The organism is Pseudomonas muyukensis (assembly GCF_019139535.1).
Lineage (GTDB): Bacteria > Pseudomonadota > Gammaproteobacteria > Pseudomonadales > Pseudomonadaceae > Aquipseudomonas > Aquipseudomonas muyukensis.
In genome coordinates this window covers 540,761-561,797 of record NZ_CP077073.1, presented here as the reverse complement: position 1 = coordinate 561,797, position 21,037 = coordinate 540,761, and the positions used below count along the sequence as shown (strand labels likewise).

Here is a 21,037-nt window from a genome sequence, read left to right as displayed (position 1 = left end):
CGGTTCAGGGCTGGCGGGCTTCGTCCGGCACGCTGTCGAGCATCAGCCCGCCGGTGTCGGTGCCGCCCAGTACCACATAGGCACTGCTGCAGAACAAAGAGTTCAACCGTTTCATGTCGGCAATGAGCTCCAAGTGTAGCGAACTGGTTTCGATACTTTGCACCACTTTACGTTGCAGGCGGCTGACATGGGCGTGGGCCAGGCGCCGCTCCTGGGCGCGGAAGCGGCGTTTTTCACGCAGCAGCTGGCGCGCGCTGTGCGGGTCGGCACTGAGGAATACCGACAGGCCCAGGCGCAGGTTGGCCAGCAATTGCTCCTGCAAGCCGGTCAGCTCCTCCAGGCCGACCTGGGAAAACTCGCGGCGTTGCGAGGTCTTCTGCTGCTGGACCTTGCGCAGCATGCGCTCGATCAGGTCGCTGGCCAGCTTGAGGTTGATCGCCAGCTCGATGATTTCCGCCCAACGCCGGTTGTCCTGCTCGCCAAGGTCTTCGCGAGGCATCTGCGCCAGGTACAGCTTGATGGCGTTGTACAGCGCCTCGGCGTCCTCGCCCAGGGTGCGCACCTGTTGCGGCATGGCGGTCTGGGTGCCACGCAGGGCGCCGAGCATGGCCTCGAGCAGGCTGTCGACGATGTCGCCCAGGCGCAAGGTTTCGCGCACGGCGTTGGCCAGGGCCAGGCTGGGAGTGTTCAGCGCGGTCGGGTCGAGGTGGCGTGGCTGGGTATGGCCGTTGCCATGCTCGCGCTCAGGCAGCAGGTAATTGCACACCCGCCCCATGGGCTTGACCGTCGGCAGCATCAGCAGGCAGCGCAAGGTGTTGTAGAGCAGGTGGAAGCCGATCACCAGCTCCTGCGGGCTGAAGCTCAGGCTATCCATCCACGCCACCAGCGGGTGCAGCACCGGGATGATCAACAGCAGGCCGATGACTTTGTACAGCAGGCTGCCCAGCGCCACGCGGCGCCCGGCGCTGTTCTGCAGGCTGGTGGTGAGGAAGGCGAGCAGGCCGCTGCCGATGTTGGCGCCGATCACCAGGCCGATGGCCACCGGCAGGCTGATCACCTCGGCGCCGGCCAGGGTGGCGGTGAGCAGCACGGCGGCCAGGCTGGAATAGGAAATCATGGCGAACAGCGCGCCGATCAGCGCGTCGAGGAGGATGTCGCCGGTCAGCGAGGCGAACAGCACCTTCACCCCTTGGGCGTGGGTGATCGGCGCGGCGGCGTGGACGATCAGCTGCAAGGCCAGGATGATCAGGCCCAGGCCGATGCCCACCCGGCCCAGTTGCCCGGCGCGGGTCTGCTTGCGCGAAAGAAAGAAGATCACCCCGAGGAAAATCAGCAGCGGTGACAGCCACGACAGGTCGAAGGTCAGCACCCGCGCCATCAGCGCGGTACCGACGTCGGCGCCGAGCATGATTGCCAGCGCCGGGGTCATGGCCATCAGGCCCTGGCCGACGAACGAGGTGACCAGCATGGCGGTGGCGTTGCTGCTTTGCACCATGGCGGTGACCAGGATGCCGGCGACGAATGCCAGCGGGCGCTTGTTCATGTTCTGCCCAAGCACGCGGCGCAGGTTCGAGCCGTACACCCGCAGGATGCCGGTACGCACGATGTGCGTGCCCCATACCAGCAATGCGACGGCGGAGAGCAGGTTGAGCAGGGTCAACATGGTCGGGCCCCCTTTTGTTCTATGCCCCTGGTCGGGACCAATGGTGCGGCGGTGAGCCTGGCCCGGGGGTGGGCTGGTTTTTTCCAGTGCTCACTGAAGCTTTAGTTGTTGTGCGCGATGGGTGCCAGCTTGGCATGTGTGAAACATATTTGAAACATGGGTGCCTGTAGGAGCGGCCTTGCGTCGCGATGGGGCGCGCAGCGGCCCCAGGTTTCAGCGGCGCCGCATGGATCGCCGGGGCCGCTTCGCGGCCCTTTCCGACCGGTCCGGCGCCCCGGCAAGGCCGCTCCTACAGGGGACGTGGATGCAAAAAGGGCCCTGCGAAGGGCCCTTTTTTACCGCGCTCCTGATCTTACTGACCCGGAATGTCCTTGCGCAGTTTCACCGGGTCGTGCTCCTTGCCCTTCTTGCGCGCCAGGGCGGTGCGCATGCGGATGTTGATCGCCTCCACCGCCAGCGAGAAGGCCATGGCGAAGTACACGTAGCCCTTGGGCACATGCACATCGAAGGATTCGGCGATCAGCACGGTACCTACGACGATCAGGAACGAAAGTGCAAGCATCTTCAGCGAAGGGTGCTTGTCGATGAAGTCGCTTATGGTGCCGGCGCAGAGCATCATCACCAGCACCGCGACGATGATCGCGGCGATCATCACCGGCACGTGGGAGACCATGCCCACCGCGGTGATCACCGAGTCCAGCGAGAACACGATGTCGATGATGGCGATCTGGATGATGGTGTAGAAGAACTTGCCGCCCGCCCCTTTTGGCTCCTCGGCGCTTTCGTCCTCGCCTTCCAGGCCGTGGTAGATCTCCTGGGAGCTTTTCCACAAGAGGAACAGGCCGCCGAAGAACAGGATCAGGTCGCGGCCGGAAATACCCTGGCCGAGCACATGGAACAGGTCGTCGGTCAGGCGCATGACCCAGGTGATCGACAGCAGCAGCATGATCCGCGTGACCATGGCCAACGCCAGGCCGAAGATCCGCGTGCGTGGCTGCATGTGCTTGGGCATGCGGCTGACCAGGATCGAGATCATGATGATGTTGTCGATCCCGAGCACGATCTCAAGCGCGGTGAGGGTGAAAAAGGCAACCCAGATTTCCGGGCTGGTCAGCCATTCCATGTGTATTCCTTCGAGCGGTAAAGGCAAAGCGCCCTGATGGCGGGCGCTTTGCGGTTGGATGAGGCGCTTGTTGTTACAGACTGCTGAACAGCGGGAAAGTCCCCAAGGCCAGCGCGCCGAGCATTATGCACAGGCACACCAGCACTGCCCACTTGAGGGTGAAGCGCTGATGATCGCCGAACTCGATGCCGGCCAGGGCCACCAGCAGGTAGGTGGAGGGTACCAGCGGGCTGAGCAGGTGTACCGGTTGGCCGACGATCGACGCGCGGGCCATTTCCACCGGGGTGACGCCGTAGTGGCTGGCGAACTCCGACAGTACCGGCAGCACGCCGTAGTAGAAGGCGTCGTTGGACATGAAGAAGGTGAACGGCATGCTGATGATGGCGGTGATCACCGCCATGTACGGGCCGAACGCCTCCGGAATCACCGCCAGCAGGCTCTTGGACATGGCGTCGACCATGCCGGTGCCCGACAGGATGCCGGTGAAGATGCCGGCGGCGAAGATCAGCCCGCTCACTGCCAGCACGCTGGAGGCGTGGGCGGCAATGCGGTCCTTCTGCTGCTGCAGGCACGGGTAGTTGACGATCATGGCGATGCTGAAGGCGATCATGAACAGCACCGGCAGCGGCAGCACGCCGGCGATCAGCGCCACCATCAGCGCGGCGGTCAGGGCGCCGTTGAACCAGATCAGCTTGGGCCGGCGTGCTTCCGGGAACTGCGACACGCTGATTTCGCTGTGGTCGATGTCGTCGGTGGGCAGGTGCAGCTCGCCCAGGCGGGCGCGCTCGCGCTTGCCGTACCAGTAGGCGATGGCCAGGATCGCCGCCACGCCGAAGGCCATGGCCGGGATCATCGGCACGAAGATGTCCGACGGATCGACGTGCAGGGCGCTGGCAGCGCGGGCGGTGGGGCCACCCCAGGGGGTCATGTTCATCACCCCGCCGGCGAGGATGATCAGGCCAGCCATGATCCGCGGGCTCATGCCCAGGCGGCTGTACATCGGCAGCATGGCCGCGCAGCAGATCATGTAGGTGGTGGCGCCGTCACCGTCCAGGGACACCACCAGGGCCAGCACCGCAGTGCCTACCGAGACCTTCAGCGGGTCGCCCTTGACCAGCTTGAGGATCTTGCGCACGGCCGGGTCGAACAGGCCGGAGTCGATCATCAGGGCGAAGTAGAGAATGGCGAACATCAGCATCACGCCAGTGGGCGCGAGCTTGCTGATGCCTTGCAGCATCATCGGGCCGATGTCGCTGTAGAAACCCCCGAACAGGGCGAACAGGATCGGTACCAGGATCAGGGCGATCAAGGCCGACAGGCGCTTGGTCATGATCAGGTACATGAAAGTGATGACCATGGCGAAGCCGAGGAAGGTCAGCATGGCAGTACTCCAGGCGTGGCGCGGCGAAAGGAAGGACGCTTCGGGCGGATCAGCGCGTCAGGCGCTGCGCGGGGAGTAGCTGCGGGGGTACGGCGGGAAGGCGGGCACAGGAAAACATCGGGAATCACCATTGTTGTTGTTGATTGGGCCGGGCACGGAAGATTCCGCGTGCCCTGGCTGACCGGTCTTTGCCGGTGGTGGCGCTATCCTAGGTGGGCAAGCTTTCAGCCAGCTTTCGGCTGGTGCCAGGCGACGGGAGGTCGTTTCGATGGTGGATGTCGTGGAAGGCGGGTGTCATTGCGGGGCGTTGCGCTATCGGCTGCAGGCCGACCTGGGCGATGTCGCCCATTGTCATTGCTCGATCTGCCGGCGGGTCAGCGGCGCTACGCTGGTGACCTGGGTCACCCTGCCGCTGGCGGGTTTCCAGTGGCTGGCCGGCTCGCCCCAGCGCTATATGGCGCCGCAGAGCTGCAGCCGGTATTTCTGTGGCAACTGCGGGGCGCACGTGGCGCTGGTGACCGCGCATAGCCCTGACACGATAGATGTGACGGTGGCGACCTTGGATCACCCCGAGCGGGTGCCGGCCAATCGGCATATCTGGGTGACGAGCCGCTTGCCGTGGTTGCAGGTGGATCAAGGGTTGCCGGAGGAGGATGAGGAGCGCCTTTGAGGTGACCGGCTGCGAGGTTTTCTGTAGGAGCGGCCTTGCGTCGCGAAGGGGCTGCAAAGCAGCCCCGGCGATGTCTGCTGCGCCGCTGAAATCTGGGGCCGCTTCGCGCTCCTTTCCGAGCGGTCCGACGCCTTGGCAAGGCCGCTCCTACAGCGATGAGGGTGCACCTGCAGGCCTCAGGGCAACTGTAACCCCCCGGCGGCCTTGTGCAGAGCCCGCAGGCGTTCGCCGATCTGCTTGATGTTGGCCTCCACCGCCTTGATCTGCCTGCCCCGCTCGGGCCCCAGCAGCGCCCTCACCTGCTGGTCCAGGTCGGTGCTCAGGCGCAATAGCTGGGCCTGGCGCTCGCTGCTCACCTGCTCCAGCTGTTTGCGCTCCTGCGGTTGCGGCAGGCCGTAGCCCCCTGCCCCGAGCAATTCCGCCGGGCGGCTGAGGAAGCCGCTGTTGGCCAGCATCGCCTGCAAGGTTTCATTGGCCTTGTCGAAACTGCCGTCCTTGAGCGCGCGGCCATTGAGGTAGCGCTGCTTGACCTCATCCTGGGCCAGCAGCAACTGGCGGCGCAAGCCGGCCTGTTCGAGCAGCAGCAAGGCCGCGCTGGTGCGCAGGTCGGCTCGCTCGAACCACGGGCGGCGTTGTTCGGCATCCAGCGCCAGCCAGTCTTCCACCGCCGTCTGCTTGATCGGCAACTGCTTGCGCAGCACGTCGAACATGGCCTGGTAGCGTTCGCGGTAGGAATCGAAGCGATAGCCCAGGCGCAACGCCTCGCGTGGGTCGTCGAGCACGCTGGTATCGGCCAGCCCCCTGCCCTTGAGCACCTCCAGCAGGCCGTTGGGCATGATGTTGTCGAGGTCGTTCAGGCGCGGGTTGGCCGTGCCGCTGCGCAGCAGCTTGAGCGACTCCACCGCGCAGTTGTTGGACAGGAAGTAGTAGTTGCCGTCGTAGCTCCAGTGCATTTCGGCGGCCTGGCGCACCAGGTTCTCGATCTCGTTGCGGCTGAGCTTGAGCGGTACCGAGGCCAGGCTGCGCAGCTCGGTCTTGGTGTATTCGTCGATCACCTGCCCCAGCGGCAGCACGAACAACCGCGATGGGTAGGCACCGACCAGGCCGTCCCAGCTGGACAACTGCACGTCGTTGACGAAGGCGCGGTACGACAGCACCAGGCTCTGGTCCAGGTCCAGCCGGCAGGCCGGGCCGCGCGGGCGGCCCGGGGCGCAGATCACCAGGCGCAGCATGCTGTGGCCCCAGCGGCTGACCCAGTTCTGGTTGGCCTCGGCCAGCAGGTAGTCCACCTCGTACACCCGCTCCGGGTCGATCTCGCCCAAGGGCTGGCGAGCGAAGTCGTTGCCGGCGTTGAGGAACGGCAGGCCCTTGGCGCAGGTGGCCTGTTCGGGCGCCCAGGCAAAGTGCTCGCGCAGGTACTGGTTCAGCGCCGGGCGTCGGCAGCCGTAGCTTGGGTCGAGGAGGAAGTACTCCATGTTGACCGCGACGAACTCCTTCGGGCTGCTCAGCTCGTAGCTGTCCGGGCTGCGCACGCCCTGGCCGTTGTGCTGCTCGCGCTCGCCCCGCCGGCCGACGTATTGCGGCCAGCCGGCCAGGTCGAGCAGCCGCGGGTCGTCGCTGAGGGTGAAACGGCGCTCGGCCTGGCCGCGGCAGTCCTGGGGCAGGCCGACCTTGCCCAGGGCGCCCTGTTGGCGCGCGCAGCGGCTGATCAGCCGGCGCTCGGCGCTGGGCCACAGGCGCGCGCGGTCGTAGATATGGGTCAACTCGTGCAGCACGGTGGCCAGCAGCTCCTGGCGGACCGTGCCGTGGGGGCGGTTGGTCTGTTCACGGGCGGCGCTGCCATCGACCAGGCCTGGCAGCAGGCGGCGGTTGAGGTCGAGGGTGGCCACCGGCGAGGCCTGCCCGTAGGCGTCCTCGGGCATGCGCACGCTCCAGCTGACCAGGATCTGCCGGTCGAGTTGCTGCTTGAAGCGCGGTGGCAGCTTGGCCATGGCCTCGTCGAGCAGCGCCTGGCTGGCCTGCTGTTGGGCCGAATCGAGGCCGTCGTGTTGCAACAGCAGTTGCAGGTCGGCCAGGGCGGGCGTGCCGAGCAGCGTCAGGGCGCAGCCCAGCAGCCAGGCACGCACGCGCTTCACAGGGCGAGGATAGCTTCGGCCAGCACCTGGTCGCTGGCGTCACGGGCCTCTGGCACGCGGGCGCGCAGGGTGTCGAACGCGGCTTCCAGCTGGGCGCCGCGGATGTCGCCGTTGCTGGCGACGAAGCTGGCGGCGTCGTCGTGGGCCTCACGGACCACTTTGGAATCGCGGATCGAGGTGGTGGTGTCCGAGGTGAAGTCGATCGAACGGCCGAAGGCACGGACGATGATGTTGCTGGTGGCCACCAGGGTGTGCGCCTGGGCCAGGTCGGCGAGCAGCAGCATGCCGAGGGTGGCGGCGATCAGCGGTTTACGCATGGAGCATCTCCGGGAGTGCAAAAGGAGCAGGTGTAGTTATTGGACGAGAATCGCTTCGGCCAGTTCACGGTCGCCGACAGAGTGCCGGGTGCAGCCCTGGCGCAGGGTGTCGAATGCCGCTTGCAGGCGCGCGCCGCGGATCAGGCCGTCACTGGCGACGAACGCGGCGGCATCGTCCCGGGCGGCGACGATACGCTTGCGGTCGAACGGCGCGGCGGTCACCTGGCTGGTGACATAGCCGGTGATGACCAGGCTCTGGGTGGTGGCATCCATGGCATGGGCGCTGCCCACGCAGGTGAGGGCGAACAATGATGGCAACAGATAACGCATGGCTGGCTTGAAAGCAGTTGTCTCGGGCGGCGAAGGCTACCCCGGATGCACCGGCCGGGGCCAGTGAATCCGGGCTGATAGCGGGATCAGAGGGCGAGGATGGCGCTTGCCAGTTGCGCGTCGCTGGCCTGCAGCGCCGGCAGCTGCTGGCGGATGTGCACGAATGCGCTCTCCAGCTTGGCGCCACGGATCGCGCCTTGGCTGCCGACGAAGCTGGCGGCGTCGTCGCGGGCGGCCTGGACGATCTTGTCGTCACGGAACGAGGAGGAAATGTCGGAGGTGGCGTCGGTGGAAGCGGCCACCGCGCCGACCACGGCATCGGTGGTGACGACGAAGCTGGTGGCATTGGCCGCGCCGGCCAGGGACAGCAGCAAGGCGGCGCCAAACAGGTGATAACGGGACATGATCGGTGGACTCCTGCACAGGGTCTTGGGTGGTTCTGGTTATCGGACGCTCGCTTGGCTCGTCACGGTACTTTATCTGCCAGGCGCGTAGGACAAGCGTAACACGCGCAGGTTCTAACGCTTGGCTTGGGTAAACATCACAAAACGTAACTGTACCGGTTATATTTTAATTTTATAAAACTGTACACGTTTGCGTCCGAGGTGCTCTAACGCGGGGCATACAAACAAAAAACCCGTCGCAGTTACCTGCGACGGGTTCTTGGAAATTCGCGGTGCCGGGCCAGGCCGGCAGCCGGGGCTTAGCGCCAGAACGGCTTGCTGAGCTCTTCGTAGCGCTGCGACTCGCTGATACCGGCGTCGGCCAGCAGGCGAGAGTCCAGGCGCGCCAGTTGGCGGCGGCTGGCCATGCGGCGCTGCCACAGTACCAGGGTGGACAGAACGCGCAGTGGCAGGGCAGCGTTGGAAGCTTGGGCGTTTTCGAAAACCAGGTCGGAACTGAGGGTACGTTCCATGATGTGTCATCCTTCCGCTTGTGGCGGGATTAGGTAGTGATTTAACTGGTGCCCATCTTCCTCCTCTCTCGTCCAGAACAGTAGGTACAGTTCAGTTGTATTGCGATGGCTCAGTTAACTGTTGAAAGCGACTGTTGCACTGGTTATTAGCGGAACTGTACCGGTAGGCACTGTTTTGGTGCGCTTTTTATCAGATGAGGGTGTGGGAGGGGGCTGCAAGTGCTGTGAATGGCAGTACAGTAGTACAGTTTTTTATGATGGTGGGTGTTGAGGTGTTCGACGACACAGTTGCGGCGCCTATCACATCGAGCGCCGCCCGCGCGGCGCATCGCGGATGAATCCGCTCCCACATTTGTTGCAACGTGGCCATGTCTGATAGGCCATGGTTGTTAGCCTGGTGCGCTCGACGTGATTTCTGCGTGGGCATTGCTGCCGCCTCGCCTGTCTTGCGCCCTGCGCCAAGGCTGGCAACCATGGCCTGACAGGTTCGGTACGTTGCAACAGATGTAGGAGCGGATTTATCCGCGATGCGCCGCGCGGGCGGCGCTCGATCTCACTGCCCCTGCATGCCTTGCGTCATGCACCTGGGCGCATCGCCCAGCCCCAACCCCCTCAAGCCGAAACCGCCGTCCCCCGCGCCTGCCCGGCCTTGCCCAGCAACCGCTTCATCCGCCACTCAAAGCCCAGCGTCAGCGCCACCGCCGCACAAGCCAGGCCCAGCGCCAGCCCCCACCAGATACCCGGAGCGCCCCCGCCAAGGGTGAACGCGAACAACCATGCGCTCGGCGCGCCCACCAGCCAATAGCACACCAACCCGATCAGGAACGTGGTCTTGGCATCCTTCAAGCCACGGATAGAGCCCATGGCAATGGTCTGCACGCCGTCGAACAACTCGAACCACGCCGCAACCATCAACAACTGTACCGCCAGCATGAAGATCGCCGCGAAGGCCGGGTCGTTGCGATCGATGAACAACGCCACCAGGCTATCGGGCAGCAGCCAGAACAACGCGGCGAAGGCGAACATCAGCGAGGCACCGAAACCAATGCCCACGCGCCCGGCACTGCGCGCCGCCAGCAGGTTGCCAGCGCCATAGTAGAGGCCGACGCGCATGGTCACCGCATAGGACAGCCCGGTCGGCACCATGAACGCGGTGGAGACGATCTGCAGGGCGATCTGGTGCGCCGCAAGCTCGGTGCTGCCCAGCACGCCCATGCACAGGGCGGCGAAGGCGAACAAGCCAACCTCGACCATGTAGGTGCCGCCAATCGGCAGGCCCAGCCGCCACAGTTCGCGCAGGGCCGGCAGGGAAGGGCGCGACAGACCCTTGCGCAATGGGTAGTCGGCATAGGCCTTGTGCCAGCGGATGTACAGCGCCAGGGCAATGGCCATGCCCAGGGTCACCAGCGCAGTGACCAGGCCGATACCCATCAGCCCCAGCTTGGGCAGGCCGAACATGCCCTCGATCAGCGCGTGGTTGAACAGGTAGTTGAACACCGTGCCGACCAGGCTGATGACCATCACCGGCGTCGAGTGGCCAAGGGCACTGGTGAAACCGCGCAGGGCCATGAAGGTCATGTAGCCGGGCAGGGCCAGCGGCAACAGGGTCAGCAGTTGCATGGCCGAGTCGACGTTCTCGGGCTGCTGCCCGAACAACAGCAGCACCGGCTTGAGGTTCCACATCACCAGCGCCGCCACCAGCGCCAGGCCCCAGGCCAGCCACAGGCCGCTCTGCGCCAGGCGGGTGACGCCCTCGGTGTCATCGGCGCCCTTGCGGATGGCCACCAAGGTGCCGACTGCGGCGATCACCCCCAGGCAGAAGATCGACACGAACGAATAGCTGGCCGCGCCCAGGCCGCCACCGGCCAGGGCCTGCGGGCTGATACGGGCCATCATCAGGGTGTCGGTGAGCACCATCAGCATATGCGCCAGCTGCGAGGCGATCAGCGGCCCGGCCAGGCGCAGTAGAGCCTTGAGTTCGGTGGTGGGCGCGACATGCATGGGGGTGGTCCTTCTGGATGGTGCGAAAGTGCGAGCAGGCAATTCTGAAGCTTCGGTCAACTTTGCACAAAAGGATAAAAGCGATTGCTCGCATGAGTTTGACTCATGGCTATATGATCCGGGTCTCGCGTTTCGGCCCCGTATGACAGGTGCATCATGTCCCGCCAGCTTCCTCCGCTCTATGCGCTGCGCGCATTCGAAGCCGCCGCCCGGCTGAGCTCGTTCACCCGTGCCGGGGAAGAGCTGTCGATCACCCAGAGCGCGGTCAGCCGGCATATCCGCACGCTGGAAGAGCATTTCGCCTGCCGCCTGTTCGTGCGCAACGGCCGCAGCCTGCAACTCACCGAGGCGGCGCGGGTGTTGCTGCCTGGGGTGCGTGAGGGTTTCGCCGCGCTGGAGCGGGCCTGCGACACCTTGCGCGGCGAAGACGACATCCTGCGCATGAAAGCACCGTCGACCCTGACCATGCGCTGGCTGCTGGCGCGGTTGAGCCGCTTTCGGCATTTGCAGCCAGGTAATGAAGTGCAACTGACCAGCGCCTGGATGGACGTCGACCACGTGGATTTCCACCAGGAGCCGTTCGACTGCGCGGTGTTGCTCAGCGACGGTAGCTTCCCGGCGGACTGGGAGGTGCGCCGGTTGTTCTCCGAGCTGTTGATTCCGGTCGGCGCGCCGGACCTGCTGGACGATGCGCCGTGGGACGAGCGGCGCCTGTGCGGCATCGAACTGTTGCACCCCACCCCCGACAAGCGTGACTGGCGGGCATGGCTGGCGCGCATGGGGCTGACCGACAAGGTATCGCTCAAGGGAGGGCAGGTGTTCGACACCCTGGAGCTGGGCATGATCGCGGCCGCCCGGGGTTATGGGATTTCCATGGGCGACCTGCTGATGGTGGCCGAGGACGTGGCCGGGCGGCGCTTGAGCCTGCCCTGGCCGACGGCGGTGGCCAGCGGCATGGACTACTACCTGGTTTGGCCACGGACCCGACCGGGTGGCGAGCGCCTGCGCCGGTTGAGTGTGTTCTTGCAGGAAGAGGCGGCGGCGATGGACTTGCCAGCGGTGCAGATCCTGTCGGCCCAGCATTGAACCGTTCGAGCTGGTAGGCGCCGGCCGCCGAGCACCAGGCAAAGGTTTGCGAATATCCAGGCTCCACGCTCAAGTATTCCCCCGCCAAGCCGATCAAGTTGCACCAGCGTCCCGGAAGAGGGCGCGATTACCCGTCGATTGGAAGCGGGCGGTCAGCGTGATCAGGATGATCCCGGCCTCTTGCCAGGAGCTTTCCCATGTCTCAACCGCGTGCCCGCATCGCCTCGCAGCTCGGCATCGCCCTCGCCATCGTGCTGGCGCTGGTGATCACCGGCAGTACCCTGTTCGCCCTGCGTTCGCTGGACGACGCCAACCTCGCCACCCGCCAGGAACACCTGGCCAGCGAGGCGCGGCTGCTGGCCGACCAGCTCGACACTTTCCACGGTTCGCTCAAGGACAACACCCAACGCCTGAGCGGCCTGTTCGAGCGCCGCTTCGCCTCGGGCCTGGCGCTGCGCGCCGGCGAGACCGCGCAGGTGGCAGGCCAGGCCACGCCGGCGCTGTACCTGGGCGAGCGGCTGTTGAACAACGACTTCCAGGTGGTCGATGAATTCCAGCAGATGACGGCCGGGATCGCGACGCTGTTCGTGCGCAGCGGCGACGATTTCGTGCGCATCAGCACCAACCTGAAGAAGCAGGACGGCAACCGCGCCATCGGCACCCAGCTGGACCGCCAGCACCCGGCCTATGCCAAGTTGCTGGCCGGGCAGATGTACGTCGGCCGCGCGGTGCTGTTCGAGCGCAACTACATGACCCGCTACGTGCCAGTGCGCGATGGCAGCGGCCGGGTCATCGCCGTGCTGTTCGTCGGCTTCGACTACACCGATGCGCAGAACGCCCAGTTCGCCAACCTCAAGCGCTTTCGCATCGGCCAGACCGGCTCCCTGGCCATACGTGACGACCAGGGCCAATGGCTGGTGCCCCCGGCCAATGCCGAGCAGGACCTGTTCAGTGTCAGCGCGCCGTTCGCCGAAGGCCCATGGACCGTGGTGGCGAGCATGCCCAAGGCGGAAATCCGCGCCGTGACCTGGAGCGTCGGCTTGCGCCTGGCCATCGGCAGCCTGCTGGCCATGCTCCTGGCCGTCGCCGCCACGCTCTGGCTGCTGCGCCGCAAGCTACGCCCGCTGGGCGACCTGGTGCGCCAGGCCGAAGCCCTGGGCGCGGGCGACCTGAATGCCCGCCTGAGTGTCACCAGCCAGGATGAGATCGGCCAGCTGGCGCGCAGCTTCAACCAGATGGGCGAGGCCCTGGCGACCATGGTCGAGCATATCCGCAGCGCCTCCGACCAGGTCAGTGGCCGCGCCCGGTCGTTGTCCGGATTGTCGTCCGGGGCCTGCGAGGGCATGGACCAACAGTCCGGCGAGATCACCAGCATGGCCGGCGCGGTGGAGGAGTTCAGCGCCACCTCGATGAACATCGCCGACAACATGGCCGGTACCGAGCGCATGGCCCGCGACAATGCCCAGCAGACCCGTATTGGTCGCAATGCCATGGACGAAGCGTCGGCCTCGCTCAAGCAGATCGCCGACGCGCTGGGCGGCACCGCCGCGGTGATGGACACCCTGGGGGCGCGGTCCCAGGAGATCGGCGGGATTGTCGGCGTGATCACCGCCATCGCCGAGCAGACCAACCTGCTGGCGCTCAACGCCGCCATCGAGGCGGCGCGGGCAGGGGAGCAGGGCCGTGGTTTCGCCGTGGTCGCCGACGAGGTGCGTGGCCTGGCCGCGCGTACCCGCCAGGCCACCGACGAGATTTCCGGGATGATCGCCAGCATCCAGCAGCAGACCGGGCATGCCATCAACACCCTGGAGCAGGGCAACCAGCTGATGCAGGAGGGCCTGGCGCGCAACGACAAGGTGGCCGAGGCGCTGGCGCGGATCGACGAGCAGAGCAGGGCGGCGGGCGAGCAGTTTGCCGTGATCAGTACCGCGACCCAGGAGCAGAGCAGCACCGCGACGGTGCTCAGCCGCAACCTGCAGAGCATCGCCCAGGCCAACAGCGAACAGCGTGATGTGGCCAATGAGCTGGCCATGACCGCCCGCGAGCTGGAAGGGCTGGCAGGGCAGTTGCGCCAGGAAGTGGATCGGTTCCGCACCCACGGATAGTGCACTGGGGCTGCTTTGCAGCCCTTTCGCGACACAAGGCCGCTCCTACATGGGAACGCGCTCGCCTGTAGGAGCGGCCTTGTGTCGCGAAAGGGCCGCAACGCGGCCCCAGTGGTTTCAAACCCTACAGAGTCCCCAGCCCCAACGCTTGCGCACACGCCTGCAACGACCTGCGCTCGCTCTGCGCATACAGCGCCAACTCATCCTGCACCTTGAGCCCCAGCGCCGCCTCGAAGGCCTCGCGGTTGGCATTGCTGCCATACTCGGCCTGGCCCTCGTCGCCCAGGTTGGACTGGAAGATCCCCGCCGCGCTCACCGGCAGGAAATCCTCGTACACCAGCGCCTCGAAATGCACGTGCCCGGCCTCGATCAACCCCTGCAGGGTGGTCGGGCGATCCTGCTGCCCACGCGCCGCCAGGCCTTTTTCGGTGGCGAAATAGCGGAAGTACGCCAGCCCCTGCTCGCGCATCTGCCCCAGGTCATCTGGGAAGGCCCGGAACTGTTCGTGCAGCAGCGCCATGTAACGCTCGGCATTGGCCTCTGCCGGTGCGCCACCCAGGGCCGCGCGGGTGGCATCCAGCAGACGGTCGTACAACTGGCGTCCCTTGGGCGTCAGCGCCGCGCCACGCTGCTCGATTTCGCCGAAACGCGCGGTATGGCTGCCTTGTGCGTCGCTGAAGGCGACCTTTTCCTGCAGCGCCTTGAAGCTGGTCTGGCGCAGCAGGATCGGCTGGCGGCGGGTGGGCGGGCCCTCGACCACCGCCTTGGGCGGGATGCCCTTGGCCGGCATGCCGAGCTGGATCGCGTCGATGTCCAGGGTGCGCGGGGTCAGGTGGTTGATGTGCGGGCCCTTGAACGCCACCACATCGGCGATCAGCCGGTGCTGGTCGTGCAGTTGCTGGTACTGCGCGGCGGTCACGGTGGCGTCCTGGTGCCAGCGGAAGGTGTGCAGCGCCTCCTGCACGAAGGTGCCGGCATCGGCCTGGTTCAGGCCGCCGTCGCGCTCGCTTTGGGCGATCAGCGCCAGGGCCCGTGGGCTGAAGATCTGCCGCTGGTCGAGGATGCCCTGGGCCAGCGCGCGCAGCTGCGGGTTGTCGATCAGTTCCAGGCGCAGCAGCGAGGTGAACACCCGAAATGGGCTGATGTGCAGCGCTTGCTCGTGCACGGCGCGAAACGCGGTGGAATGCACCGGCACCCCGGCCGAACTCAGGTCGTAGTAGCCCACCGGGTGCATGCCCATCACCGCGAACAGGCGGGCGATGGTCGCCAGCTCCGCGGCGCTGCCGACGCGGATGGCGCCGTGGCGCTCCTGATCGAGGCGCTCGATTTCGCCGGTCCAGCGCAGGGCCTCGGCCACCTTGGGCTGCGCGGCCATGACCTGTTGGTTGATCTCGCTCACCAGCTCGAGCAGGGTGCCGTACAGCGGCACTTCCTGCTTGTACATGAGCGACATGGCGGCAGAGAACTGCGCGCGGATGTGGTCGGGGCTGACGAAATCGTGGGCGGGCATCGCAAGCTTCCTGGGGGTGAGTGGAGGAGGCTTACATGAAAGCTGGGAATGGACTTGCCGTACAAGCGAAAAAAAGTGCGGGTTTCATTCCTTTTTTGATCGACCCTCAGGGCCATGAGGCCGCTGTGCGCCCCTTTCGCGACACAAGGCCGCTCCTACAGGGGATCGCGTACTTCTGTAGGCGTGCGCAGCAGCCCCGGCCATCTCAAGGCGTAAGTTGTTCTCGAACCCACTCCACCAATGCCCGCACCTTCGGCACCTCCGCCGCATGCTCGGCATACGCCAGGTAGTGCGCGCCATTGCTCTTCATCGCATGGTCCCAGGCCAGCACCAGGCTGCCCTCGGCCAGCTCCCTGGCCACCAGATAGCGCGGCACCAGCGCCACCCCACACCCCGACTGCGCCGCGCTCAGGGCCATGTAGAACGTATCGAAACGCGGCCCGTGGTAGCTGTTGTCGGTGTGCAGCCCCTGTTCGAGGAACCACTCATGCCAGGCCTGCGGGCGCGAGGCGCTCTGCAGCAGCACCAGGTCCGTCAGTGCACCGGCGTCGGGCAGCGTGCGCCCCTGCAGCAACTCGGGCGCGCACACCGCTACCACCTCCTCACCGAACAGTTCCACGCATGTCGCCCCCGGCCAGGTGCCCTGGCCGTAGAAGAACACCACGTCCGCCGACCCTTGCAGCAGGGCGAACGGCTCCATTTCGTTGCGGATGTCCAGGTGGATGTTCGGGTGGCGCTTGCCGAAGCCCTTGAGGTGCGGGATCAACCAGCGCACGCCGAAACTCGGCTGGGTGGCGACTTTCAATACTTCAGTCTGGGTGCCGTAGGTGAGCACGTAGCGGCTGGACATGTCGACCTGGGTGAGGATCTTGTTCACCTCGGCCAGGTACAGGGCGCCGGCGGGGGTCAATTGCAGGCGCCGGCGGATACGCAGGAACAGGTGGTGGCGCAGCATCTCTTCGAGCTGCGCCACCTGCTTGCTCACCGCGCTCTGGGTCAGGTGCAGCTCTTCGGCGGCGCGGGTGAAGCTCAGGTGGCGGGCGGCGGCCTCGAAGCACTGCAAGGCGGTCATGGAGGGAACCAGGCGTTTGGACATAAGGGTCTCGGCGGCTGAAATCATTACCTGGCGGAATGATATGCGGAATAAAGGTCGTTTGTTGCACCTGTGTAATCGGATTAATACTGACCCACGTCATTTTCCAACCCTTCACCCGATGAAAGGAGAAGCACAATGGTTGCTGGACTGCTCGAGCGCCTTGGCGTTGCCGCCGCGGCTTACACCCAGGGCGACTACCCTGTTCACACCCCGATCGACGGCAGCCAGATCGCCGCGGTGAAGTTGCTCGGCAAGGCCGACACCATAGCCCGCATCGACCAGGCCCAACAGGCCTTCGAAGCCTGGCGCAGCGTGCCGGCGCCACGCCGTGGCGAGCTGGTGCGCCTGTTCGGCGAGGTGCTGCGTGCGCACAAGGCCGACCTCGGCGAGCTGGTGTCCATCGAAGCTGGCAAGATCACCCAGGAAGGCCTGGGTGAAGTACAGGAGATGATCGACATCTGTGACTTTGCCGTCGGTCTGTCGCGCCAGCTGTACGGCCTGACCATCGCCTCCGAGCGCCCGGGCCACCACATGCGCGAAACCTGGCACCCGCTGGGTGTGGTCGGGGTGATCAGCGCCTTCAACTTCCCGGTGGCGGTGTGGGCGTGGAACACCGCCCTGGCCCTGGTGGCCGGCAATGCGGTGGTGTGGAAGCCGTCCGAGAAGACCCCGCTCACCGCCCTGGCCTGCCAGGCGCTGTTCGAGAAGGCCCTGAAAGCCTTTGGTGACGCCCCGGCCGGCCTCAGCCAGCTGGTGATCGGCGGCCGTGAAGCCGGCGAAGCCCTGGTCGACGACCCGCGTGTGCCGCTGGTCAGCGCCACCGGCAGCACCCGCATGGGCCGCGAAGTGGGCCCGCGCGTGGCTGCGCGCTTTGGCCGCAGCATCCTCGAACTGGGCGGCAACAACGCGATGATCCTGGCGCCCAGCGCCGATCTGGACCTGGCCGTGCGCGGCATCCTGTTCTCCGCCGTTGGCACCGCCGGCCAGCGCTGCACCACCCTGCGCCGACTGATCGTGCACCGTTCGATCAAGGACGAGGTGGTGGCCCGGGTCAAGGCCGCCTACGCCAAGGTGCGCATCGGCGATCCGCGCAAGGACAACCTGGTCGGCCCGCTGATCGACAAGCAGTCGTTCGACGCCATGCAGGGCGCGCTGGCCAAGGCCCGCGACGAAGGTGGCCAGGTGTTCGGCGGCGAGCGCCAACTGGCCGACCAGTACCCCAATGCCTACTACGTGACACCGGCCATTGCCCAGATGCCGGCCCAGAGCGAGGTGGTGCGCCACGAAACCTTCGCGCCGATCCTCTACGTGCTGGCCTACGACGACTTCGAAGAGGCCCTGCGCCTGAACAACGAGGTGCCGCAAGGCTTGTCGTCGTGCATCTTCACCACCGACCTGCGCGAGGCCGAGCGCTTCCAGAGCGCCGCGGGCAGCGATTGCGGCATCGCCAACGTCAACATCGGCACCAGCGGTGCGGAGATCGGCGGGGCGTTCGGCGGCGAGAAGGAGACCGGTGGTGGCCGTGAGTCGGGTTCGGACGCCTGGAAAGGCTACATGCGCCGGCAGACCAACACCGTGAACTATTCGCGCGAGTTGCCGCTGGCGCAGGGTATCGTCTTCGATTGATGCACGATGGCCGGGGGCCTTGCCCCCGGATCGCCGGCAAGCCGGCTCCTACAGGGGATCGCACAACCCTGCAGGAGCCGGCTTGCCGGCGATAGGGCCACAAAAAAGAACAATATCGCTGGAGCCGGGCCATGTCCGAACTGCGTCAAGAATGTCTGTGGGAACACATCACCCAGCCGAGCGTCAGCGCCCAGGCCCTGGCCGGTGAGCACAAGGCCGATGTCTGCGTGATCGGCGCTGGCATCACCGGGCTGTCGGCGGCCATCCACCTGCTCGAGCAAGGCAAGTCGGTGATCCTGCTGGAGGCCTGGAAGGTCGGCCATGGAGGCTCGGGGCGCAACGTCGGCCTGGTCAACGCCGGCACCTGGATCCGCCCCGACGACGTCGAGGCGACCCTCGGCCACAAGCAGGGCAGCCGCCTGAACACGGTGCTCGGCGGCGCTCCGGCCGAGGTGTTCGCGATGATCGAACGTCTGGGCATCGACTGCCAGGCCCAGCACAAGGGCACCCTGCACATGGCGCACAACGCCACCGGCATCGCCGACCTGGAGGCCCGCCACCAGCAATGGACGCGCCGAGGCGCCGACGTCGAGTTGCTGACCGGGGCGCAATGCCAGGAATACTGCGGTACCGACAAGATTGCCGCGGCGCTGCTCGACCGCCGCGCCGGCACCATCAACCCCATGGCCTACACCCAGGGCCTGGCCGCTGCCGTGGAGCGACTCGGCGGCACGCTGTTCCAGCAGTCGGCGGTCGAAGGCCTGGCCCGTGACGGCGACGCCTGGCAGGTCATGACCGGGCGTGGTTCGGTGCGCGCCGACAAGGTGGTGATCTCCACCGGCGCCTACACCGAAGGCGACTGGAGCAACCTGCAGAAGCACTTCTTCCGGGGCTACTACTACCAGGTGGCCTCCAAACCCTTGCACGGCGCCGCCGCCGACAAGGTGCTGCCCCATGGCCAGGGCTCGTGGGATACCCGCACCGTGCTCAGCAGCATCCGCCGCGACGACCAGGGCCGCCTGTTGCTGGGCAGCCTGGGACGGGTCGACAACAAGCCGGCGTGGTTCGTGCGCAGCTGGGCCGACCGCATCCAGAGCCATTACTACCCTGAATTGGGCAAGGTCGAATGGCAGATGCACTGGACCGGCTGCATCGACTTCACCCCCGACCACCTGATGCGCCTGTTCGAGCCGGCGCCGGGGCTGGTGGCGGTGACCGGCTACAACGGCCGGGGCAACACCACCGGCACGGTGATCGGCCGGGCGTTCGCCGAGTTCCTGCTCAAGGACGACCCGCAGCACCTGCCGATTCCGTTCTCGCCGATGAAACCGGTGAGCGCACCCTCGCTGCGCACGGCGTTCTACGAGTCGGGGTTCTCGCTGTATCACGCCGGGCAGTGCTTGCGGGTCGTCCTGTAGTCGGCATTGGCGCGCGGCCTGGTGTCGTGAAAGGGCTGCGCAGCAGCTGCAGGATCTCGACTTCATGCAGAACCGCCGGGCCTGCTGCGCAGGCCTTTCGCGACACAAGGCCGCTCCTACAGGGGATCGTGGTGCGCCAGGCTACTTGTGCAACCAGCTCAGGAACCCGCCCTTCTTCACTTGCGGCGGCTTTTGCAGCAGCAGCGACTCGCGGCTCAGCTGGCGGAACCGCTGCAACTTGACCAGTGCCGACTCCACCTCGCCACGCTGCGCCAGGCAGCTGCGCACCTGGTCCTTCTCGATGCGGTACAGCAGGCAGCTGGTCAGGGTGCGGAACTCGGCCAGCGAGTCGTTTTCATCGACGATGCCCTCCACCCCCAGCACCTCGCCCGGCCCCATGCGGCCAGCCTCCAGCAACTTTTCGCCGTTGCGGATCGAGGCCTGGATCACCCCGCTGCCGATGACCAGCAAGTGATCGGAGTGGTCGCCGATCCCCAGGATCACCTGGTCGGCCAGGTACTCCACCGCGGTCATGCGCTGGCTCAGGGCATCGCGCTCCTCGCCGCTGAGCGAGCGAAACACCCGCACCTCATCCAGCAGTTCGCGCTGGCGGCTGCGCGGGGGCAAGGCGAGGTCGACGTTCCACATCACGCCGCTGGCTTCCAGGTGGCGGTGGGCCAGGTCGAACAGCTGGTTGCGCACCTCGGTCTTGTGCGCCATGTCGGCGACGAAGCCGCTGGCCTCGTATTCCACCGATTCGAGGGTGGACAGCTTCACCGTGACCTTGGGCGCGGGCGAGGGCAGCAACGCGCTGGTGCCTTGCAAGGCCTTCTCCAGGGCATCGAACACCCGCTTGGGCCGCACCTTGGCCGGTACCACCACGCTGACCGTCACCCCATGGCGGTCGGCCGGGCGGCTGTGGTTGAGCAGCCGCGCCTTGGCCGCCACCGAGTTGGGAACCACCGCCAGGCTGCCGCTGGCGGTGATCAAGCGGGTGGCGCGCCAGTCGATGTCCACCACCTTGCCCTCGGTGCCGTCGATGGAGATCGCGTCGCCGATCTGGTAGGGCCGCGTGGTGTTGAGCACGATGCCCGAGAACACGTCACTGAGGGTGCTCTGCAACGCCAGGCCGATGACGATGGCCATCACCCCCGACGTGGCCAGCAAGCCCTTGACCGGCAACTGCAGCACATAGGCCGCCGCCGCGACGATGGCGGCGAGGAAGATCAACGCCCCGAGCACATCCTGCAACAAGCGCCCGCCGTGGCTGCCGCGGGCTACCAGCAGCAGGCCGAAGACCACGGTCACCGTGCGCGCGGCGAACAGCCACCAGCCGATCGCCAGCACCGTGGCCAGCAGGTTGCGCGTGACATCGTCGGCCCAGGGTGGCGGTAGCAGCGGGCTCATGCCGGCGGCCAGCAGCACCGCGCTGAACGCCAGGAAGAACACCAGGCGCGTGGCGATGCGCCAGGCCCGACGGTGCAGCGGGATCAACTGCCAGAGCAGCAGGTCGAGCAGGATCAGCAGGGTGCCGAGCAACAGCGGGTATGACTGGATGAACGCCAGCATGGTGGTCTCGGGGCGGGGGAGGGTTGTGGGTAGTAATAGAGCAGGTTACCGAGCCAGGCAATGACTGGATGCGGGTATCGCAATCGCCGGG

Annotated in this window: 17 protein-coding genes and 1 pseudogene; 6 read left to right on the top strand and 12 right to left on the bottom strand. The window is 66.2% G+C overall.

Going from position 1 to position 21,037, the window contains the following annotated elements; genetic code table 11:
• Window positions 1-4: 4 nt before the first annotated feature.
• The 3 genes from KSS95_RS02605 to KSS95_RS02595 form a co-directional block, all read right to left on the bottom strand.
• Complete coding sequence (locus KSS95_RS02605; protein ID WP_217851405.1) at window positions 5-1,663, bottom strand: Na/Pi cotransporter family protein; 1,659 nt, start codon at window positions 1,661-1,663, stop codon at window positions 5-7.
• 352 nt (window positions 1,664-2,015) lie between these two features.
• Window positions 2,016-2,786: a TerC family protein gene (locus KSS95_RS02600; protein WP_134689024.1), complete on the bottom strand. Its 771-nt coding sequence runs from the start codon at window positions 2,784-2,786 to the stop codon at window positions 2,016-2,018.
• Between the two features lie 73 nt (window positions 2,787-2,859).
• Entirely contained in the window at window positions 2,860-4,167 is a 1,308-nt protein-coding gene (locus KSS95_RS02595; RefSeq protein ID WP_217851403.1) for a CitMHS family transporter, read from the bottom strand.
• A gap of 268 nt (window positions 4,168-4,435) precedes the next feature.
• Between KSS95_RS02595 and KSS95_RS02590 the strand changes: the two genes are divergently transcribed.
• Complete coding sequence (locus KSS95_RS02590; RefSeq protein WP_217851401.1) at window positions 4,436-4,837, top strand: GFA family protein; 402 nt, start codon at window positions 4,436-4,438, stop codon at window positions 4,835-4,837.
• 176 nt (window positions 4,838-5,013) lie between these two features.
• On the opposite strand, the gene KSS95_RS02585 is transcribed toward KSS95_RS02590, so the two are convergent.
• From KSS95_RS02585 to KSS95_RS02560, 6 genes are all read right to left on the bottom strand, one after another.
• A complete protein-coding gene (locus KSS95_RS02585) occupies window positions 5,014-6,972 on the bottom strand; it encodes a DUF7844 domain-containing protein (protein WP_217851399.1) in 1,959 nt (652 codons plus the stop codon).
• Window positions 6,969-7,289, bottom strand: coding sequence for a DUF2388 domain-containing protein (locus tag KSS95_RS02580; protein ID WP_011531558.1), 321 nt, complete (start codon window positions 7,287-7,289; stop codon window positions 6,969-6,971). The genes KSS95_RS02585 and KSS95_RS02580 overlap by 4 nt, the downstream gene beginning before the upstream one ends.
• A gap of 36 nt (window positions 7,290-7,325) precedes the next feature.
• Window positions 7,326-7,619, bottom strand: coding sequence for a DUF2388 domain-containing protein (locus KSS95_RS02575; RefSeq protein WP_134689019.1), 294 nt, complete (start codon window positions 7,617-7,619; stop codon window positions 7,326-7,328).
• 86 nt (window positions 7,620-7,705) lie between these two features.
• On the bottom strand, window positions 7,706-8,023 hold the full coding sequence (locus KSS95_RS02570) for a DUF2388 domain-containing protein (RefSeq protein WP_134689018.1): 318 nt from the start codon (window positions 8,021-8,023) through the stop codon (window positions 7,706-7,708).
• A 299-nt stretch (window positions 8,024-8,322) separates the two neighbouring features.
• Window positions 8,323-8,535, bottom strand: coding sequence for a DUF1127 domain-containing protein (locus KSS95_RS02565; RefSeq protein WP_011531561.1), 213 nt, complete (start codon window positions 8,533-8,535; stop codon window positions 8,323-8,325).
• A 612-nt stretch (window positions 8,536-9,147) separates the two neighbouring features.
• A complete protein-coding gene (locus KSS95_RS02560; RefSeq protein WP_217851397.1) occupies window positions 9,148-10,536 on the bottom strand; it encodes a NorM family multidrug efflux MATE transporter in 1,389 nt (462 codons plus the stop codon).
• A 156-nt stretch (window positions 10,537-10,692) separates the two neighbouring features.
• Here KSS95_RS02560 and KSS95_RS02555 point away from each other — a divergent pair, with 156 nt between their 5' ends.
• The 3 genes and pseudogenes from KSS95_RS02555 (at window position 10,693) to KSS95_RS24745 (ending at window position 13,727) form a co-directional block, all read left to right on the top strand.
• Window positions 10,693-11,622, top strand: coding sequence for a LysR substrate-binding domain-containing protein (locus tag KSS95_RS02555; RefSeq protein WP_217851395.1), 930 nt, complete (start codon window positions 10,693-10,695; stop codon window positions 11,620-11,622).
• Window positions 11,623-11,819: 197 nt separating this feature from the next.
• Window positions 11,820-12,860, top strand: a pseudogene (locus KSS95_RS24750) (Cache 3/Cache 2 fusion domain-containing protein); the annotation flags it as partial.
• Window positions 12,858-13,727, top strand: coding sequence for a methyl-accepting chemotaxis protein (locus tag KSS95_RS24745; RefSeq protein WP_437179597.1), 870 nt, complete (start codon window positions 12,858-12,860; stop codon window positions 13,725-13,727). The pseudogene KSS95_RS24750 and the gene KSS95_RS24745, both read left to right, overlap by 3 nt.
• Window positions 13,728-13,851: 124 nt before the next feature.
• Here KSS95_RS24745 and hglS read toward each other — a convergent pair whose 3' ends face one another.
• Entirely contained in the window at window positions 13,852-15,237 is a 1,386-nt protein-coding gene (hglS, locus tag KSS95_RS02545; protein ID WP_217851392.1) for a 2-oxoadipate dioxygenase/decarboxylase HglS, read from the bottom strand.
• Between the two features lie 205 nt (window positions 15,238-15,442).
• Complete coding sequence (locus KSS95_RS02540) at window positions 15,443-16,333, bottom strand: LysR family transcriptional regulator (RefSeq protein WP_217851390.1); 891 nt, start codon at window positions 16,331-16,333, stop codon at window positions 15,443-15,445.
• A gap of 135 nt (window positions 16,334-16,468) precedes the next feature.
• Between KSS95_RS02540 and amaB the strand changes: the two genes are divergently transcribed.
• Both amaB and amaA read left to right on the top strand, forming a co-directional pair.
• On the top strand, window positions 16,469-17,959 hold the full coding sequence (gene amaB / locus KSS95_RS02535) for an L-piperidine-6-carboxylate dehydrogenase (RefSeq protein WP_217851388.1): 1,491 nt from the start codon (window positions 16,469-16,471) through the stop codon (window positions 17,957-17,959).
• Between the two features lie 131 nt (window positions 17,960-18,090).
• Window positions 18,091-19,377 (top strand): L-pipecolate oxidase, encoded by a 1,287-nt coding sequence (gene amaA, locus KSS95_RS02530; RefSeq protein WP_217851386.1) that lies wholly within the window; start codon window positions 18,091-18,093, stop codon window positions 19,375-19,377.
• A gap of 141 nt (window positions 19,378-19,518) precedes the next feature.
• Here amaA and KSS95_RS02525 read toward each other — a convergent pair whose 3' ends face one another.
• The gene (locus KSS95_RS02525; protein ID WP_217851385.1) at window positions 19,519-20,946 is read right to left on the bottom strand and encodes a mechanosensitive ion channel family protein; all 1,428 of its coding nucleotides are present in this window, start codon (window positions 20,944-20,946) and stop codon (window positions 19,519-19,521) included.
• Window positions 20,947-21,037 lie beyond the last annotated feature (91 nt).

Coding starts and splice junctions, on each gene's coding strand:
- KSS95_RS02605 (WP_217851405.1), bottom strand. CDS start 1,663: ATGTTGACCCTGCTCAACCTGCTCTCCGCCGTCGCATTGCTGGTATGG.
- KSS95_RS02600 (WP_134689024.1), bottom strand. CDS start 2,786: ATGGAATGGCTGACCAGCCCGGAAATCTGGGTTGCCTTTTTCACCCTC.
- KSS95_RS02595 (WP_217851403.1), bottom strand. CDS start 4,167: ATGCTGACCTTCCTCGGCTTCGCCATGGTCATCACTTTCATGTACCTG.
- KSS95_RS02590 (WP_217851401.1), top strand. CDS start 4,436: ATGGTGGATGTCGTGGAAGGCGGGTGTCATTGCGGGGCGTTGCGCTAT.
- KSS95_RS02580 (WP_011531558.1), bottom strand. CDS start 7,289: ATGCGTAAACCGCTGATCGCCGCCACCCTCGGCATGCTGCTGCTCGCC.
- KSS95_RS02575 (WP_134689019.1), bottom strand. CDS start 7,619: ATGCGTTATCTGTTGCCATCATTGTTCGCCCTCACCTGCGTGGGCAGC.
- KSS95_RS02570 (WP_134689018.1), bottom strand. CDS start 8,023: ATGTCCCGTTATCACCTGTTTGGCGCCGCCTTGCTGCTGTCCCTGGCC.
- KSS95_RS02565 (WP_011531561.1), bottom strand. CDS start 8,535: ATGGAACGTACCCTCAGTTCCGACCTGGTTTTCGAAAACGCCCAAGCT.
- KSS95_RS02560 (WP_217851397.1), bottom strand. CDS start 10,536: ATGCATGTCGCGCCCACCACCGAACTCAAGGCTCTACTGCGCCTGGCC.
- KSS95_RS02555 (WP_217851395.1), top strand. CDS start 10,693: ATGTCCCGCCAGCTTCCTCCGCTCTATGCGCTGCGCGCATTCGAAGCC.
- KSS95_RS24745 (WP_437179597.1), top strand. CDS start 12,858: ATGGGCGAGGCCCTGGCGACCATGGTCGAGCATATCCGCAGCGCCTCC.
- hglS (WP_217851392.1), bottom strand. CDS start 15,237: ATGCCCGCCCACGATTTCGTCAGCCCCGACCACATCCGCGCGCAGTTC.
- KSS95_RS02540 (WP_217851390.1), bottom strand. CDS start 16,333: ATGTCCAAACGCCTGGTTCCCTCCATGACCGCCTTGCAGTGCTTCGAG.
- amaB (WP_217851388.1), top strand. CDS start 16,469: ATGGTTGCTGGACTGCTCGAGCGCCTTGGCGTTGCCGCCGCGGCTTAC.
- amaA (WP_217851386.1), top strand. CDS start 18,091: ATGTCCGAACTGCGTCAAGAATGTCTGTGGGAACACATCACCCAGCCG.
- KSS95_RS02525 (WP_217851385.1), bottom strand. CDS start 20,946: ATGCTGGCGTTCATCCAGTCATACCCGCTGTTGCTCGGCACCCTGCTG.